Origin of the sequence: Saccharothrix sp. NRRL B-16314 (assembly GCF_000716595.1) — a bacterium.
GTDB lineage: Bacteria > Actinomycetota > Actinomycetes > Mycobacteriales > Pseudonocardiaceae > Actinosynnema.
Genome location: NZ_JNXC01000024.1, coordinates 71,594 through 86,987, shown reverse-complemented (window position 1 = coordinate 86,987; position 15,394 = coordinate 71,594). Strand labels below are relative to the sequence as shown.

Below are 15,394 nucleotides of genomic sequence, written 5' to 3'. Positions count from 1 at the left end.
GCGGTGCGACCGGGGGGCCGGGTGTTTCGGGCGTTTCGGTTCGACTGCCAATTGAGACCACTGCGCCGGGTCGTTGACCAGCTCGACCCGGAACGAGAACATCGGGTGTCGATACTTCGACACTTGCTCCTGGGGGATGTCATGGATTCCGATCCGCACGTCGACCTGGCGCGGATCGCGGACGTGACGCCCCGCACTTCCGCCGAATTGGTCACCGCGCTCACCGAGTTGGCCCGGTTGGCGAACGAGTGGTCCGACGTCGTCCGCGGATTGGGCGAACCGACGCGCAGGCTGGTGGGGAGCGCGGCGGCGGCGTCCGTGTCGCTCGCCGCGCGCCGGGCCGAGGAGGCGTCCCTCGAACTGGAGATGACGCTCGGTGACGCGCAGGCAGCGCGCCGGTCATTGCCCTTGTCCACCCCGAAGGGCGAAGATAGGCGTCCGGTGGTCTAATCGCCGACGCTGCCGACCACATCGCATTGGAACTCCATGACCTCAGGACTTCCCTGCCCTCTCTGCGAGGGTCCGGAGCGCCGTGGGGCGCTCGAGCGCACGCTGAGGGTGCTCGCCGTCGACGACGAGGCCCCCGCGCTCGAAGACCTCGTCTACCTGCTGCGCTCCGATCCCCGGGTCGCCCACGTCGAGGGCGTCACCGACGCGACCAAGGCGTTGCGGACCCTGCACCGGGCCATGGACGCCGGCCAGCCGGTCGACGCCGTGTTCCTCGACATCCGGATGCCCGGCCTCGACGGCCTTGACCTGGCCCGCGTGCTGTCCCGGTTCGCCCAGCCGCCGCGCATTGTTTTCGTCACCGCGCACCAGGAACCGGCGGTCGAGGCTTTCGAGCTGAAAGCGCTCGATTACCTGCTCAAGCCCGTCCGGGCGGAGCGGTTGGCCGAGTCCGTGCACCGGATCGTGCACGAAGTGCTGGATTCGAAGACGACGGAACCGGCCGGCGCCGCACCGGCGGAGAAATCACCTGAAGTGGGTGACGAGGTCATTCCGGTCGAACTCGGCGGTATCACCCGGTTCATCCGCCTGGCCGACATCCGGTACGTCGAGGCGCACGGTGATTACGCGCGACTCCACACCGCCACCGGAAGCGGATTGGTCCGCGCCGCGCTCAACGGGTTGGAAGAGCGGTGGCGGTCGGCCGGGTTCGTCCGCATCCACCGCAGTCACCTCGTGTCGCTCGGCCACATCGACGAGCTGCGGCTGGAGGACGGGCACCTGAGCGTGAACATCGGCGGTGCGGTGCTGCCGGTCAGCCGGCGTCACGCCCGGCACCTGCGGCAGCTGCTGGTGCGCCGCAACCGGCAGCCGTCGTGAGCTCCCCGCAGCGCCCGCACACCCAACGGGTGGTGGTGACGAGCCCGCGCACCCGCGCGCCCCGCGCTCCCCGCCCATACCCCGCTTCGCGCGAGATCGACGAGCAGAGCGAGCTGGGCGCCGTGTACATGCGGTCGCTCATCCGGACGCAACGGCGGCTCGGCCTGCTGCTGTGCGCGGTGGTCTGCGGGAGCGTCGCGGCGCTGCCGCTGGTGTTCACGTTCATGCCGTCGGTCGGCGCGCAACGCCTGTTCGGCCTGCCCCTGCCGTGGCTGCTGCTGGGCGGGCTGGTGTTCCCGGTGTTCGTGCTCGCGGGCTGGTTCTACGTGCGGCAGGCCGAACGCGGTGAACGGGAGTTCGCCGAGCTCGTGGAACGCTCGTGAGCAGTACGTACGGCATCATCGCGGTCCTGGTCGTCGCGGTCGGCACGATGCTGGTCGGCACGTACGGGCTGCGGATCTCCCGCACCACGTCGGACTTCTTCGTCGCCTCGCGCACCGTGTCGCCGTGGTGGAACGCGTCGGCCATCGGCGGCGAGTACCTGTCCGCGGCGTCGTTCGTCGGCATCGCCGGGCTGATCTTCGCGCACGGGCCGGACATGCTGTGGTTCCCGGTCGGCTACACGGCGGGCTACCTGGTGCTGCTGGCGCTGGTCGCCGCTCCCCTGCGCCGCAGCGGCGCGTACACGCTGCCGGACTTCGCCGAGGCGCGGTTCGCGTCGCCGGCGGTGCGCGCGGTGGCGAGCGTGTTCGCGCTGGGGATCGGGTGGCTGTACCTGCTGCCGCAGTTGCAGGGCGCCGGACTGACCCTGCACACGGTGACGGGCGCGCCGGACTGGGTGGGCGCGCTGGTGGTCGCGGTCGTGGTGACCACCAACGTGATCTCCGGCGGGATGCGCAGCATCACGTTCGTGCAGGCGTTCCAGTACTGGCTCAAGCTGACCGCGATCGCGGTGCCGGTGGTGTTCCTGGTGATGGCCTGGCACGCGCACGGCGCGCGTGACCTGACCGGGCCGGAGTTCCCCGAGTTCCCGAAGCAGACCACGGTCACGTTCGACAGCGACACGGCGTTCCGGGTGGAGCGGGCCACGCCGTACAACGGCTCGGGCCGGGTGGACGGGCAGCGGGTCGACGGCGGCGCCGAGATGCCCGTCGGCGACCACACGGTCGCCGCCGGGACCCGGCTCACGTTCCCGCAGGGCGCGGCCGTTCCGCACGTGCGGTCCATCCCGTCGAACACGAACGACATGTGGGCGCTGCCCATGCGCGGCGGCGAGCAGTTCCCCCTGTACGCGGTGTACTCGCTGATCATCGCCACGTTCCTGGGCACGATGGGCCTGCCGCACGTGATCGTGCGCTTCTACACCAACCCGAACGGCCGGGCGGCCCGGCGCACGACGTTGATAGTGCTCGGGCTGTTGGGCGTGTTCTACCTGATGCCGCCGATCTACGGCGCGCTCGGCCGGCTGTACACGCCGGAGCTGCTGATGACCGGTGACACGGACGCGGTGGTGCTGGTGCTGCCGAGCCGGATGATCGACGGGCTGGGCGGGCAGCTGCTGGGCGCGCTCGTCGCCGGTGGCGCGTTCGCCGCGTTCCTGTCCACGTCGTCGGGGTTGATGGTGTCGCTGGCCGGTGTGCTGAGCCGGGACGTGCTGCGGCTGCGCGGTGTGCGCGGGTTCCGGGTGTCGACGGTGCTGGCCGTGCTGGTGCCGTTGGGCATGACGTGGCTGGTGGGCCGGGTGCCGGTGGCGGACATGGTCGGCCTGGCGTTCGCGGTGGCGGCGTCGTCGCTGTGCCCGTTGCTGGTGCTGGGCATCTGGAGCACGCGGATCACCACCACCGGCGCGGTCGCCGGGATGCTCGCCGGCGGGCTGCCCGCGCTGGTCGCCGGCCTGGTCACGATCAGCGCCGGCAGCAGGGGCGAGTGGTTCCACGTGTTCCTGGCCCGGCCGGCGGCGTGGACGGTGCCGTTGGGTTTCGTCGTCATGTACGTGGTGTCGCTGCTGACGCCGCGCAAGGTGCCTCCGGGGGTGAACCACGTCATGGTGCGCTTGCACGCGCCGGAGAACCTGGGTCTGCGCAGTCAGGACCGGTTGTGACGGCGATGTGGACGGCCGGCGCGATCCTGCTCGCCGGGCTGGCCGTGGTGATCACGTTGTGGCGGACTTCCCGCGCCCGCAACGACTTCCTGACCCACGAGCAGCGGATCACGTTCGAGACCCTGCACACCGCGTGGTCCGCCGCTCCCCCGCTGCGCGCCGGGCTGGTGCCCGAGGCGGCGAAGAAGTCCGCCAAGCACCTGCGCACGCTGCTCGGCACGCCCGCGCTGGCGTTGACCGACGAGACCGAGGTGGTGGCCTGGGAGGGCGACGGCGACCACCACGCGGCCGAGGCGATGGGCCTGGCCGCCGACGTGTTCGACACGGGCCGGACGCGGGCGTTCGACATCACGTGCTCCGCGACCGACTGCCCCGTGCACACCGCGGTGCTGGCGCCGCTCACCGTCGAGGGACGGGTGGTCGGCGTGCTGGCGGCGTACAGCCGGGAGGCGTCGGCGGGGTTGGTGCGGGCCACGAACGAGGTGGCGCGGTGGGCGTCCGGCCAGTTGGAGCTGGCCGAGCTGGACCGGTCGCGCACCCGGCTGGTGGAGGCGGAGGTGCGGGCGCTGCGGGCGCAGATCTCGCCGCACTTCATCTACAACTCGTTGTCCGCCATCGCTTCCTACGTGCGCACCGATCCCGAACGCGCGCGCACCCTGCTGCTGGACTTCGCCGACTTCACCCGCTACTCGTTCCGCCGGGCGGGTGATTTCACCACGTTGTCGGAGGAGCTGAAGTCGATCGACCAGTACCTGGCGCTGGAGCGGGCCAGGTTCGGCGAGCGGCTGAAGGTGACGTTGCAGATCGCGCCCGAGGTGCTTCCGGTGACCGTGCCGTTCCTGTGCCTGCAACCGCTGGTGGAGAACGCGGTCAGGCACGGGATGGAGGGGAAGGTCGGGCCGGGGCACATCTCGATCCTGGCGGCGGACGCGGGCGAGGAAGCGCACATCACCATCGAGGACGACGGCATCGGCATGGACCCGGACGCGCTGCGCCGCACTTTGGCGGGCCAGGTGGGCGCGACGGCCGGGATAGGGCTGGGGAACATCGACGAGCGACTGCGTCGGTGCTACGGCGACGACTACGGTCTTGTGGTGGAAACGGCGCAGGGGCTCGGGACGAAGATCAGTGTGCGGGTGCCGAAGTACCAGGCGGGCGTGCACGCCTAGCCTCGAACGAAGGTGGGGCGCATGACAGGGCCGACGGACTACCCGATGCACCGCACCATCGTCGCCCTCCACTCCGGCACGCGTTTCGAGCAGGAACCGCCGCACCTCCGCCGCACGTTGTACGAGCTCGTGCGGGACTCCCTCCGGGAGGAGGGCCTGGTCCGGGACGACACGCACGTGCGGGTCTACCCGGACAGGATGCTGATCCTCATCCCGGCCGACGTGCCGAAGGTCGTGGTCACCGACCGCTGGCGCGCCGCACTCGCGCTCCGGCTCGATCAGCACAACGCCGAGCAGGCGGCGGACGCACTGTCCGGGGTCAGGATGGCGGTGCACGCGGGCGAGGTCCTGGTCGTCGACGACCTCGCGACCGGCCCCGCGGTGCACGCCGCCTTCCGACTCCTCGACTCGGCGGCCCTGCGGACCGCTTCCGCACCCGGCTCGTTGAGCATGATCGTGTCGGACCTGTTCTTCGGCGAGGTCGTCAAGGGCACCGACGAAGCCGCCGCGTTCCAGCGGGTCCGGGTCGAGGCCGAGGACGCCGGCGCCGTCGCGTGGCTCCGGACGGGCGTGCCCGGAGCGGTGCGGGCCGATCGCGCGGACTTCGCGGTCCTGTACGACTCGGAGGACGCCGAGTGGGCCGAGTGGGTCGCCTACCACCTGCGCCAGGCCGGGTACTCCGCCGTGGTGGACGCACGAGCCCTGACACCGACCGGGATCGCCGCCGGCGGCAGCGCCGCGATCTTCGACCGGGCCGACCGGGTCGTGGTCGTCGTGTCGCCGAACCTGTCCTCCCGGGAGTCGCACACCGCGGCCTGGCTGCCGGGCGACGTCGCCGCGGTCCAGGTGGCCAAAGGGGGCTCCACCAGGCCCTTCCGGCTCCTGTGCAACATCGTCGGGGTGGGCGCGGAGGAGGCTCGCCGGCGGGTGTTCGCGATGTTGGGCATCCTCGGCGGGACGGACGACGAGCCCCGGTACCCCGGGCACCCCGGCAGGCTCCCGCTGCCGGTCGTCCGCGTCGAACCCCGCGCACCGGAACTGGTCCTGGTGCACGCCGCGCGGGACGGGCGGTTCGCCGAGGAGCTGGCGGAGTCGCTGGCGGGTCTGGTGGGCCGTCGTGGGCCGCTTTCGCGGATCTCCAACAGGAGCGTCTCCGCGAACGACATCGACCTCCAGACCGAGGTCTACGGGTTCGTGCGGGACGCCGACGTGGTCGTCCTGGTCGTCAGCCGCAACCTGCTGGCCACGCAGTACGGTTCCAGCCGCGAACTGCGGGTGGTGATGGACCGGCACGAACGCGAAGCCACCGTGGTGCTGCCCGTCGTGTACCGGGCGACCTCGTGGGAGGACCAGCCGTTCGGGTCGCTGGCCCCGCTGCCGACGGGTGGTCGGCCGGTGGCCGAGTGGGAGAGCCAGGACGAGGCGCTGCTGAGCGTGGTCGAGGGCGTGCGGTTCGCGGCCCTGGAGCTGCGTGGCGGCCCGCCGATGCCGATCGACGCGAAGGCGTCGGAGCGCCGGAGCCTGGGTGAGGTGTTCACCGTGGCGGGCGTGCCGACCGTGACGTTCGTGGAGCCGGAGGACTTCGCCGAGTTCCGGATGGCGTTGCGGCAGCCCGGGTTGGGCATCGTGCTGGAAGGTCCGTCCGGCATCGGCAAGACGACGTTGCTGCGCAATGCCGTCGCGCTCGACTCGAAGCGATTGGGCGACGTCACGGTGCTGAGCGCGCGCAACCCGGCCGACCTGCCGGCCATCGCCGCGTTACCCGGGAAGCACGAGGGCATGGTGGCGGTGGACGACTTCCAGCGGTTGTCGGTCGACCTCCAGAACCGGCTGGCCGACTACCTGAAGTTGTTGGCGGACAACGGTTCTCAAGCCAAGAGGCTGGTCCTGCTCGGCATCCCCGGCACCGCGCGCAGCCTGGTGTCGGTCGGCACGGACGTCGCCACCCGCATCCGCGTGTTCCGGCTCGGCGCGGCGGTGGAGGGGCTGGTCATGCGGATGATCGAGCAGGGCGAGAACGCGCTGAACATCGCGTTCGACCGCCGGGCCGAGATCTCCCGCGCCTCGGCCGGCAGCCTGCTCACCGCGCAGATGCTGTGCTGGCAGATCGCGGTGACGGCGGGCGTCGAGCAGACCGGGCCCAGCCGCAAGTCGGTGCGCACCGACCTCGCCCACGCCCGCGCCAAGGTCACCGAACGGCTGAAGCTCAAGTACCACGACGTCGTGGTCGACTTCATCACGCGCGACCGGCCGGACGAGGCGGTGTGCGTGGACCTCCTGCTCGACCTCGCCAGGGCCGAGGACGGCATCGTCAAGCTGGACGGGCAGCGGGCCGACCTGTTCCGCGGCCTGCGCGGCGACCACCTGTTCCACGACCCGCGCGGGCAGCGGCTGGTCGTGGACGACCCGCAGTTCCGGTTCTACCTGGGGCAGTTGCACCGCGACGACCTGCTCGACCTCGCCGGCAAGCGGCTGCCGGTGCCGCGTGACCAGGTCTTCGTCTGCTACAGCCACCAGGACGCGCACTGGCTGGGCCGGCTCCAGGTGCACCTGAAACCGCTGCGACTGGACGTGTGGTCCGACCGCCGGATCGAGCTGGGCGACGACTGGCAGCGCGAGATCACCCAGGCACTGGCCCGCGCCAGAGCGGCGTTGGTGCTGGTCAGCGCCGACGCGCTGGCCTCGGACTACATCAACTCCGAGGAACTGCCGCACCTGCTGGCCGCCGCCGAGGACGGCGGGTGCCGGATCATCCCGGTCCTGGTCGGGCCGAGCCTGTTCCACTCGACGCCGTCGCTCAGCCGGTTCCAGGGCGTGCCCGCGAAGTCCACGTTGAGCGAGCTGCCGAGCCACGACGGTGAGCGGGTGCTCGCCGACCTGGCGGTCAAGCTCTCGCAGCTCTTCGGGTGATCCGCCTCAGGCCACGAGCACGGCCATGCCCAGGGCCTCGGCCCCGGCGGACGTGAGACGGGCCGGCGCGCGGTGACCCGGTGCGACGGGCGTCGCCGCTTCGATGAGGCCCGCGTGCACGAGGGAGCGAGCGGTCGTCGGGTCGCAGAACGGAAGACCGTCCACCCGCACGTCCGGCTCGGCGCTGCGGGTCAGGTCGACCCGGTTCGCGGCGGTCGCCCTGAGCAGGGCGACCTCGCGTCTGGACAATTCCTGCATCTCTTCCATCTCCACACCGGGCGAGCGGACCAGCCGACGTTCCTGTTCAACTCCTAGGACGTCCGTCCACCTGCCCCCGTTCCGTTCGGTCAGCCCGCGACTCGCGCGCCCCGTCGTTCCGCCGCTTCCAGCACCAGCCGCAGCCACACCGCGTCGTCCACCGCGCCTTCCAGCGCCACCCGCCGCAGCCGCAGCCACAACCCGGCCTCGGTCCACTCCTGGAACCGCCGGTGCACGGTCGGCACGGTCACGCCGAACGTCGGCGGCAGGTGCCGCCACGCGCAGCCGCTGGTCAGCACGAACACGATCGCCGTGAAGAGCGCCCGGTCCGACACCCGACCGCGGCCACCGCCCTGCCGGCGCACCTTCGCGGGCGGGATCAGCGGCTCCACCGCCGCCCACAGCGACGGCGGCACCAGGCGCGCGGCGAGGTGTTCGATCACGTCCGCGTGCGGCGGTCGGGGCGGTGCTTCCGGCGCCCGGCGCACCCACGGCTCCTGCCGCTGGGCGTCACCGCGCTGGCGGGCGCGCAGCAACATGGCCAGGGCGGCGTCGTCGGTGCGCCTGGGCGCGACCGCCGGGTGCGTGTGCTGCTGCACCTGGCGTGCGATCTCCGCGCCCACAGTTCGACCGAAAGGCTGCGCTGGTCGTACGTAGTTGGTCATGAGGTCCTCCGCCCAGGACTGTCGTGATGCCCATCACGCTAGGAACCCGGACGCCCCCTGGTAAGAGAACGCGCGCCGAACGGGAGCGGTACAGCGTCACGCGGACACCATCGCTCCGCCGAACGGCTCCAGGGGAGCGACGAGCGGATGAACGGTCACTGCCTGAACACGTGGACACCCGGATATACGCTCGAAGGCGTGACCACGCCGCCGAGACTCCTCGCAACCAGTGACCTGCACATCACCTACCAGCAGAACCGCGACTTCGTCGAAGCCATCCACCCGCACTCCCCGGACGACTGGTTAATCGTGGCCGGCGACGTGGCGGAGAAGTTCGACGACGTCGAGTGGGCGTTGGGCACCCTGCGCCGGCGGTTCGCCAAGGTGGTCTGGTCACCGGGCAACCACGAGCTGTGGACCACCAAGGACGACCCGGTGCAGGCGCGCGGCGAGGTGCGCTACAAGCAGCTGGTCGAGCTGTGCCGGAGCATCGACGTGCTCACGCCCGAGGACCCGTTCGCCGTGTTCGAGGGCGCGGGCGGCCCGGTGGCGGTGGCGCCGCTGTTCACGCTGTACGACTACACGTTCCGCCCGCCGGGCACGACGGACAAGGCGTCCGCGATGGACGCCGCCCAGAACGCCGGCGTGATCTGCACGGACGAGTACTTCCTGCACCCCGACCCGTACCCGAGCCGCGAGGCGTGGTGCGTGGCGCGGGTCGAGGAGACCGAGCGGCGGTTGCTCGCCGTGGACACTACGTTGCAGACCGTGCTGATCAATCACTGGCCACTCGTTCGGGATCCCACGTTCGTGCTGCGGTACCCCGAATTCGCGTTGTGGTGCGGCACCGAGCTGACGGCGGACTGGCACCTGCGGTTCCGGGCGGCGGCGATGGTCTACGGGCACCTCCACATCCCGCGCACGATCCGCAAGGACGGCGTCCGCTTCGACGAGGTGTCGCTCGGCTACCCGCGGGAGTGGCAGCCGCGCGGCTGGACCTCCGCGCCGCTGGTGGACGTGCTGCGCGAGGGGGACGCACGATGATCATCGACCTGCTGCTGCCGCCGCCGGTGTCCGCGTTCGAGTCCTTCACCGATCCCGACGGGGTGGTGCTGTTCCCCGAAGAGGAGGAACTCATCGCCAAGTCGGTCGACAAGAGGCGCAAGGAGTTCACCACCGGGCGGCACTGCGCGCGCACGGCGTTGGGCGCGCTGGGGTTCCCGCCGGCGCCGGTGCTGCCGGGCCCGAAGCGCGAGCCGATCTGGCCGGAGGGCGTCGTCGGCAGCATCACGCACTGCACCGGTTACCGGGCGGCGGCCGTGGGGCGCACGGCCGACGTGTGGTCGATCGGGCTCGACGCCGAGCCGAACCAGCCGACGCCGGAAGGCGTGCTGGACGCCATCGCGGTACCCGGCGAGCTGGCCCGGATGCCCGAGCTGAGGGCGTCGGGCGACAAGGTCGCGTGGGACCGGCTGCTGTTCAGCGCCAAGGAGACGGTCTACAAGGCGTGGTTCCCGCTGGCGCGGAAGTGGCTGGGGTTCGAGGATGCGGAGGTGACCATCAACCCGGACGACGGCACGTTCACCGCGCGGATCCTCATCGAGGCCCCTGTGGTGGACGGCGTCGCGCTGGACGGGTTCACCGGTCGCTGGCTGGCGCGGGAGGGGTTTGTGGTGACCGCGATCGCGGTACCCGCGCGCTGATCACGGCGGGAAGGCGGCGGCATGGGTGACGAGGTCGGGCGACAGCAGTTCACCCGGGACGACCGGACGCGCTACCGCACGAAGGTGCGCCGCTGCCTGGACGTGTTCGCCCGGATGCTGGAGGAGTCGCGGTTCGAGTTCGACCGGCCGACCACCGGGATGGAGATCGAGCTCAACCTGGTGGACGACGCGGGCGACCCGGCGATGCGCAACGCCGAGGCGCTGGAGGCGATCTGCGACCCGGACTTCGTGACCGAGCTCGGCCAGTGGAACCTGGAGATCAACGTCGCGCCCCGGTTGCTGACCGCCGGCGGGATCACCGAGTTCGAGGACGTCGTGCGGACGTCCTTGAACGAGGCCGAGCACAAGGCGCGCGGCGTGGACGCGCACATGGTGATGATCGGGATCCTGCCGACGTTGCAGCCGAAGCACCTGGCCGTGTCCGCGCTGTCCGGCAACCCGCGGTACGCGTTGCTGAACGAGCAGGTGCTGGCGGCGCGGGGCGAGGACCTGCACATCGGGATCAACGGGGTCGAGCGGTTGCAGCTGACCGCCGACTCGATCGTGCCGGAGGCGGCCTGCACGAGCGTGCAGTTCCACCTGCAGGTGTCGCCGGAGTCGTTCCCGGCGTACTGGAACGCGGCGCAGGCGATCGCCGGCGTACAGGTCGCGATCGGGGCCAACTCTCCGTTCCTGCTCGGCAAGGAGCTGTGGCGGGAGACCCGGATCGCGCTGTTCCAGCAGGCCACGGACACGCGCAGCGACGAGCTGAAGGAGCAGGGCGTCCGGCCGCGGGTGTGGTTCGGGGAGCGCTGGATCACGTCGATCTTCGACCTGTTCGAGGAGAACGTCCGGTACTTCCCGGCGCTGCTGCCGATCTGCGACGAGGAAGACCCGGTGCAGGTGCTGGAGCGCGGTGACACGCCGTCGTTGGCGGAGCTGCGGCTGCACAACGGGACCATCTACCGGTGGAACCGGCCGGTGTACGACGTGGTCCGGGACCAGCCGCACCTGCGGGTGGAGAACCGGACGCTGCCGGCCGGGCCGACGGTGGTCGACATGCTGGCGAACGGGGCGTTCTACTACGGGCTGGTGCGGATGCTGGCCGAGGAGGAACGGCCGCTCTGGTCGCAGATGTCGTTCAGCGCGGCCGAGGACAACTTCGTCGCCGGCGCGCGGGCGGGGATCGACGCGCAGGTGTACTGGCCGGGGCTGGGCACGGTGCCGGCGGTGGAGCTGGTGCTCCGGCGGCTGCTGCCGTTGGCGCACGAGGGGTTGGTCCGGATGAAGGTGGACGCCGCCGAGCGGGACCGGCTGCTCGGGGTGATCGAACAGCGGTGCCTGACCGGGATGAACGGCGCGACCTGGCAGGCCCGCACCTTCCACCGCCACTACGACCACACCGCCCTGGACCGGCCGGAGGCGTTGCGGCGGATGCTGCGGGCGTACCGGGACCTCATGCACACCAACGAGCCCGTGCACACCTGGCCGGTGTCCTGACGTGACGCGCGCCGGCCGGTGCGGGACCGGGTGCCGCCGGGTGGTTCGGCGGGCACCCGGTCCCGGGTCGGGCACCGGTCGGTCAGCCCGCCGGTCAGCCCGCCGGTCGGCTCTCCGCGACAGCGGCCACGAGGCGGCCGAGCGTGGCCCGCGGCCAGGTCAGCACGGGCCCGTCCGGGTTCTTGCTGTCACGGATGCCGAGGCGTTCACCCGCGACCGCCACTTCGACGCACTCGTTCTGCGCGCCGCTGTGGCTCGACTTCCTGAACTCGCCGAATCTGGTCATGGTCCCTCCATCTCCGCGGCCACCTCCCGCACGAGTGCCGCCGACTCCTCGGCCGGCAGCGCCGAGGCGGCCAGGGCTTCGAACTCCGCCACGTAGTTCGCGACGGCTTCCTCATCCTCGATCCACCGACCGCCGCCGTGGTACTCCAGGTAGACGGAATCCGGGTCGCCCGGGTCCTCGAAGCCGAGGATCGTGATGGCACTGGTCATGACGCCGTGGGCGCCCGCCCGGTAGGGCAGCACCTGGACCGTGATGTTCGGCGCTTCGGCCCTGGTGAGCAGGTGGCGCAACTGCTCGGCCATGACCTCCGGCCCGCCGACGACGCGGTGGAGGACCGCCTCGTCGAGGACCGCGTGCAGGACGAGCGGGTCGCGGTCGTCGACGAGCCGCTGCTGGCGCGCCATGCGGGACGCCACCGACTTCTCCAGGGAGCGCTTGCTCGTCTGGAACCGCCGCTCGGCGACGTGGATGGCGGTGGCGTAGCGGTGCGTCTGGAGCAGGCCGGGGATGACGGTCTGCTGGAGCGTCCGCGCCGACTCCGCGTCGGTCTCCGAGCGCAGGAAAGCCCGGTACTTCGGGCTCATGTCCGTCGTGAGCTCGATCTTCGCCGCTTCCTCGACGGCGTCCTCCCACAGCGACTCGGCCGTCTGCCGCTGCTCGTCACCGGCGTTGTAGAGCGCGAGGAGCACCGAGAGCGTCGGGAAGTCCGGGCGGACGTGGCCGTTCTCGATCTTGCTGACCGTCGCGGGCGACTTCCGCAGGATGCCGGCGACGGACACCGGGTCCTGGGACGACGTCTTCCGCAACCCGGCCAGGTACTCGCCAAGCCGGCGCTTGCGACGGGTCTGCGTACTGGGCACAGCGTTCCTCCTCGGGTTCTGGGACGCCGGGCCGAGCTTATCGTCGGATTCACCTTTCAGGTTCACTCCATGGGGTACTTCCTGGAGGGAAATGAACCCAGTACGTTCGCGGTAGACCGATTGCGGAGGTGGTCCCATGCCAGGAACGACGTCGTGATGGGCGTCCGCGCTTACCGCTGGCTGCCGCACGAAGGGCTGCGGCACGCGATACCCGCCGCGCTGGTGGCCCGTGACGACGGCCGGACGCTGTGCGGACTGGAGGTGACGGTGCCGCACGAGCCGCCACCCCGGTCTCCCCACGGCTGCTGGCCCACCTGCCGTTGCTGCGACGTGGCGTGGCGGGAGTCCGAGGGCATCCGGGTGTTCCCGTGGCCGCGGGCGGCCGGGGAGAGCGAGCCGGCCACCGCCCGCACCCGACTCCCGTCCGCACCGACACCGAAGGCGACTGCCTGATGAACCCCCAACCCACGCTGCAAGCGCGCCTGCTCGGCCACGAACTGCGCCGCGTCCGCGAAGCCTCCGGGCTGACCGTGGCCGAACTGGCCGCCCGCACCGGCCACTCCGCGGACTACCTCCGGCAACTGGAGGACGGCATCACCGACGCGCCGGCGCCCGAGCCGACCCTGTGGTGCCCCTGGGGCACCACGGCCACCAGCGTGATCAACGTGCTGTGCCGCATCGCCGACCGCATCGACCTCTTCGCGCCACTGGGCATCCACCCCGCCCTCGCACACCTCGACCCCGACCGCTGCACCGCCTACGTGCCGGACGGCACCACCGTCGACCGCACCGACGTCACCCTCCGCCGCATCCCCCACACCGCGCAGCCCGGCGCCGACCACCCGCTGACCCGCTTCACCCTCCCCAACGGCCCCGCCGTCGTCCTCTACACCCACCTCCACGGCGCGCACTTCACCGAAGAACCCGACCACCTCAGGTCCGCGTACGCCCTCTTCGAACTGCTCTCCGAGACCGCCGGCCCGCCGCGGGTGGAGTGATCAGCCCGAGCGGCGGCGTTCCGCCGGGAGCGGAACCGCCGCCCGGCGGACGGGGGCTGGGTCAGGATGACGGTATGGCGGACATCCTCCCCTTCCACCAGAAGCGCGCCCGCACGCCGGAGCGCGAGCCGGAACCGTTGTGGCGCGTGGCGCTGGGGCGGAGCCTGCGAGCGGCCAGGGAGGAGCGGGGCAGCCGGCTCGTCGACGTCGCGGAGCGGGCCGGCATCTCGCCGCAGTACCTGTCGGAGATCGAACGCGGTCGCAAGGAGCCGTCCAGCGAGATGATCGCCGCGGTCGCCGGTGCGCTCGACGTCGGACTGGTCGACCTGCTCGCCGACATCGCGAGCGACGTCCGGCGACAGCGCGGCACGGGCCCCGTGCTCCTGGCCGCGTGACGCCTCAGACCCGGTGTTCGAGGACGTGGTCCGCGAGCCCGTAGGCGACGGCGTCCACCGCGTCGAACACGCGGTCCCGGTCGGTGTCGTGCCGCAGTTCCGCCACGTCGCGACCGGTGTGCAGGGAGAGGATCCCCTCCAGCTGGGTGCGCACCCGGACCACCTCGTCGGCCTGGAGGATGAGGTCCGGGATCGTGCCGCGGCCCTGCGCCGCGGGCTGGTGCAGCACCACCCGGGTGTGGGGCAGCACGAAGCGGTGCCCGGCCTGGCCCGCCGCCAACAGCACCGCACCGGCCGCGACCGCCTGGCCGACGCACGTCGTCGCCACGGGCGCCTTGATGTAGCGGATGGTGTCGTACAGCGCGAGCATCGCGGACGGGTCGCCGCCCTCGTTGTTGATGTACAGGTTGATCTCGCGATCCGGGTTGTCCGCCTCCAGGTAGAGCAGTTGGGCGATCAGCGCGTTGGCCACCCCGGAGTCGATCGCGGTGCCGAGGTAGACGATCCGCTCGGACAGCAGGTGCGAGTAGACGTCCATGATCCGCTCGCCGCTCACGCTGCGGGTGATGACGTTGGGAATGGTGTAGGTGCTCACGCGAGGACCCCCCTCGTGCCGAGGCCGAGTTCCTGCGTGCGCACCGGCACGATCTGGCCGAGACTGCCGACGACGTGGTCGATGAAGCCGTACTCGAGCGCCTCCGCGGTGGTGAACCAGCGGTCGTGCAGCGAGTCGGTGAAGATCCGGTCGATCGGCTGACCGGTGTCCTCCGCGATGAGCCCGAGCACCGTGTCCCGGGTGTGCCGCAGGTCGTCCGCCTGCACCTGCACCTCGACCGCCGACCCGCTGATCCCCGCCGAGCCCTGGTGCATCAGGATGCGGGCGTGGGGCAGGGCGAAGCGCTTGCCCGGTGTGCCCGCGGACAGCAGGAACTGCCCGGCGCTGCACGCCAGGCCCAGCGCGAGCGTCGACACGTCGCACGGCACGAGCCGCATCACGTCGCGGATGGCCAGCATCGCGGGCACCGAGCCGCCCGGCGAGTGGATCCACAGCGCGATGTCCTTGCCGGGGTCCTCGGCGGCGAGCGAGAGCAGCTGGGTGGCCAGCACCGTCCCGTTGTCGTCGTCGAGCGGTCCGTCGAGGACCAGCACCCGTCGGCTGAGGAAGCGTTCTCGGAGTCGGTGGTCGAACAGGGAGTGCTTGTCGTTGTCGGTCATGCCCCGAC

At 71.3% G+C, this 15,394-nt stretch carries 17 protein-coding genes and 1 pseudogene; 12 read left to right on the top strand and 6 right to left on the bottom strand.

Annotated elements, in window-relative coordinates:
- Nucleotides 1-141 precede the first annotated feature (141 nt).
- The 6 genes from OQ02_RS28910 to OQ02_RS41405 are packed head-to-tail and all read left to right on the top strand — an operon-like array spanning nucleotide 142 to nucleotide 7,506.
- Nucleotides 142-450 carry a hypothetical protein gene (locus OQ02_RS28910; protein ID WP_033441764.1) on the top strand — a complete coding sequence of 103 codons (309 nt, stop codon included), beginning with the start codon at nucleotides 142-144 and terminating at the stop codon, nucleotides 448-450.
- A 36-nt stretch (nucleotides 451-486) separates the two neighbouring features.
- Nucleotides 487-1,326, top strand: coding sequence for a LytR/AlgR family response regulator transcription factor (locus OQ02_RS28905; protein WP_197043539.1), 840 nt, complete (start codon nucleotides 487-489; stop codon nucleotides 1,324-1,326).
- Nucleotides 1,323-1,709, top strand: a complete 387-nt coding sequence (locus OQ02_RS28900) for a DUF485 domain-containing protein (protein WP_033441763.1) — start codon at nucleotides 1,323-1,325, stop codon at nucleotides 1,707-1,709. Before OQ02_RS28905 ends, OQ02_RS28900 begins: the two co-directional genes overlap by 4 nt.
- Nucleotides 1,706-3,427 (top strand): sodium/solute symporter, encoded by a 1,722-nt coding sequence (locus OQ02_RS28895; RefSeq protein WP_033441762.1) that lies wholly within the window; start codon nucleotides 1,706-1,708, stop codon nucleotides 3,425-3,427. The genes OQ02_RS28900 and OQ02_RS28895 overlap by 4 nt, the downstream gene beginning before the upstream one ends.
- Before the next feature lie 5 nt (nucleotides 3,428-3,432).
- A complete protein-coding gene (locus OQ02_RS28890; RefSeq protein ID WP_033441805.1) occupies nucleotides 3,433-4,596 on the top strand; it encodes a GAF domain-containing sensor histidine kinase in 1,164 nt (387 codons plus the stop codon).
- A 21-nt stretch (nucleotides 4,597-4,617) separates the two neighbouring features.
- Nucleotides 4,618-7,506 (top strand): TIR domain-containing protein, encoded by a 2,889-nt coding sequence (locus tag OQ02_RS41405; RefSeq protein ID WP_051772912.1) that lies wholly within the window; start codon nucleotides 4,618-4,620, stop codon nucleotides 7,504-7,506.
- A 6-nt stretch (nucleotides 7,507-7,512) separates the two neighbouring features.
- Here OQ02_RS41405 and OQ02_RS28880 read toward each other — a convergent pair whose 3' ends face one another.
- Entirely contained in the window at nucleotides 7,513-7,773 is a 261-nt protein-coding gene (locus tag OQ02_RS28880) for a hypothetical protein (RefSeq protein ID WP_033441803.1), read from the bottom strand.
- A 92-nt stretch (nucleotides 7,774-7,865) separates the two neighbouring features.
- Nucleotides 7,866-8,207 (bottom strand): annotated as a pseudogene (locus OQ02_RS46155) (transposase); the annotation flags it as partial.
- 420 nt (nucleotides 8,208-8,627) lie between these two features.
- On the opposite strand from OQ02_RS46155, the gene OQ02_RS28870 reads away from it, so the two are divergent.
- Genes OQ02_RS28870 through OQ02_RS28860 form a run of 3 tightly spaced genes read left to right on the top strand, consistent with a single transcriptional unit; the run spans nucleotide 8,628 to nucleotide 11,632 of the window.
- Nucleotides 8,628-9,473, top strand: a complete 846-nt coding sequence (locus tag OQ02_RS28870) for a metallophosphoesterase family protein (RefSeq protein WP_033441761.1) — start codon at nucleotides 8,628-8,630, stop codon at nucleotides 9,471-9,473.
- Nucleotides 9,470-10,132, top strand: coding sequence for a 4'-phosphopantetheinyl transferase family protein (locus tag OQ02_RS28865; protein WP_197043537.1), 663 nt, complete (start codon nucleotides 9,470-9,472; stop codon nucleotides 10,130-10,132). The genes OQ02_RS28870 and OQ02_RS28865 overlap by 4 nt, the downstream gene beginning before the upstream one ends.
- Nucleotides 10,133-10,153: 21 nt before the next feature.
- Nucleotides 10,154-11,632, top strand: a complete 1,479-nt coding sequence (locus OQ02_RS28860; protein WP_033441760.1) for a glutamate--cysteine ligase — start codon at nucleotides 10,154-10,156, stop codon at nucleotides 11,630-11,632.
- A gap of 94 nt (nucleotides 11,633-11,726) precedes the next feature.
- On the opposite strand, the gene OQ02_RS28855 is transcribed toward OQ02_RS28860, so the two are convergent.
- Both OQ02_RS28855 and OQ02_RS28850 read right to left on the bottom strand, forming a co-directional pair.
- Nucleotides 11,727-11,918, bottom strand: coding sequence for a DUF397 domain-containing protein (locus tag OQ02_RS28855; RefSeq protein WP_033441759.1), 192 nt, complete (start codon nucleotides 11,916-11,918; stop codon nucleotides 11,727-11,729).
- On the bottom strand, nucleotides 11,915-12,778 hold the full coding sequence (locus OQ02_RS28850; protein WP_051772911.1) for a helix-turn-helix domain-containing protein: 864 nt from the start codon (nucleotides 12,776-12,778) through the stop codon (nucleotides 11,915-11,917). The genes OQ02_RS28855 and OQ02_RS28850 overlap by 4 nt, the downstream gene beginning before the upstream one ends.
- A gap of 156 nt (nucleotides 12,779-12,934) precedes the next feature.
- Here OQ02_RS28850 and OQ02_RS28845 point away from each other — a divergent pair, with 156 nt between their 5' ends.
- The 3 genes from OQ02_RS28845 to OQ02_RS28835 all read left to right on the top strand — a co-directional run bounded on the left by OQ02_RS28845 (nucleotide 12,935) and on the right by OQ02_RS28835 (nucleotide 14,171).
- Nucleotides 12,935-13,231 carry a zinc finger protein gene (locus tag OQ02_RS28845; protein ID WP_051772910.1) on the top strand — a complete coding sequence of 99 codons (297 nt, stop codon included), beginning with the start codon at nucleotides 12,935-12,937 and terminating at the stop codon, nucleotides 13,229-13,231.
- Nucleotides 13,231-13,776, top strand: coding sequence for a helix-turn-helix domain-containing protein (locus OQ02_RS28840; RefSeq protein ID WP_033441758.1), 546 nt, complete (start codon nucleotides 13,231-13,233; stop codon nucleotides 13,774-13,776). Before OQ02_RS28845 ends, OQ02_RS28840 begins: the two co-directional genes overlap by 1 nt.
- A 74-nt stretch (nucleotides 13,777-13,850) precedes the next feature.
- Complete coding sequence (locus tag OQ02_RS28835; protein ID WP_033441757.1) at nucleotides 13,851-14,171, top strand: helix-turn-helix domain-containing protein; 321 nt, start codon at nucleotides 13,851-13,853, stop codon at nucleotides 14,169-14,171.
- 4 nt (nucleotides 14,172-14,175) lie between these two features.
- On the opposite strand, the gene OQ02_RS28830 is transcribed toward OQ02_RS28835, so the two are convergent.
- Complete coding sequence (locus OQ02_RS28830) at nucleotides 14,176-14,766, bottom strand: ClpP family protease (RefSeq protein ID WP_033441756.1); 591 nt, start codon at nucleotides 14,764-14,766, stop codon at nucleotides 14,176-14,178.
- Complete coding sequence (locus tag OQ02_RS28825; protein ID WP_033441755.1) at nucleotides 14,763-15,386, bottom strand: ClpP family protease; 624 nt, start codon at nucleotides 15,384-15,386, stop codon at nucleotides 14,763-14,765. Before OQ02_RS28825 ends, OQ02_RS28830 begins: the two co-directional genes overlap by 4 nt.
- Nucleotides 15,387-15,394: the final 8 nt, after the last annotated feature.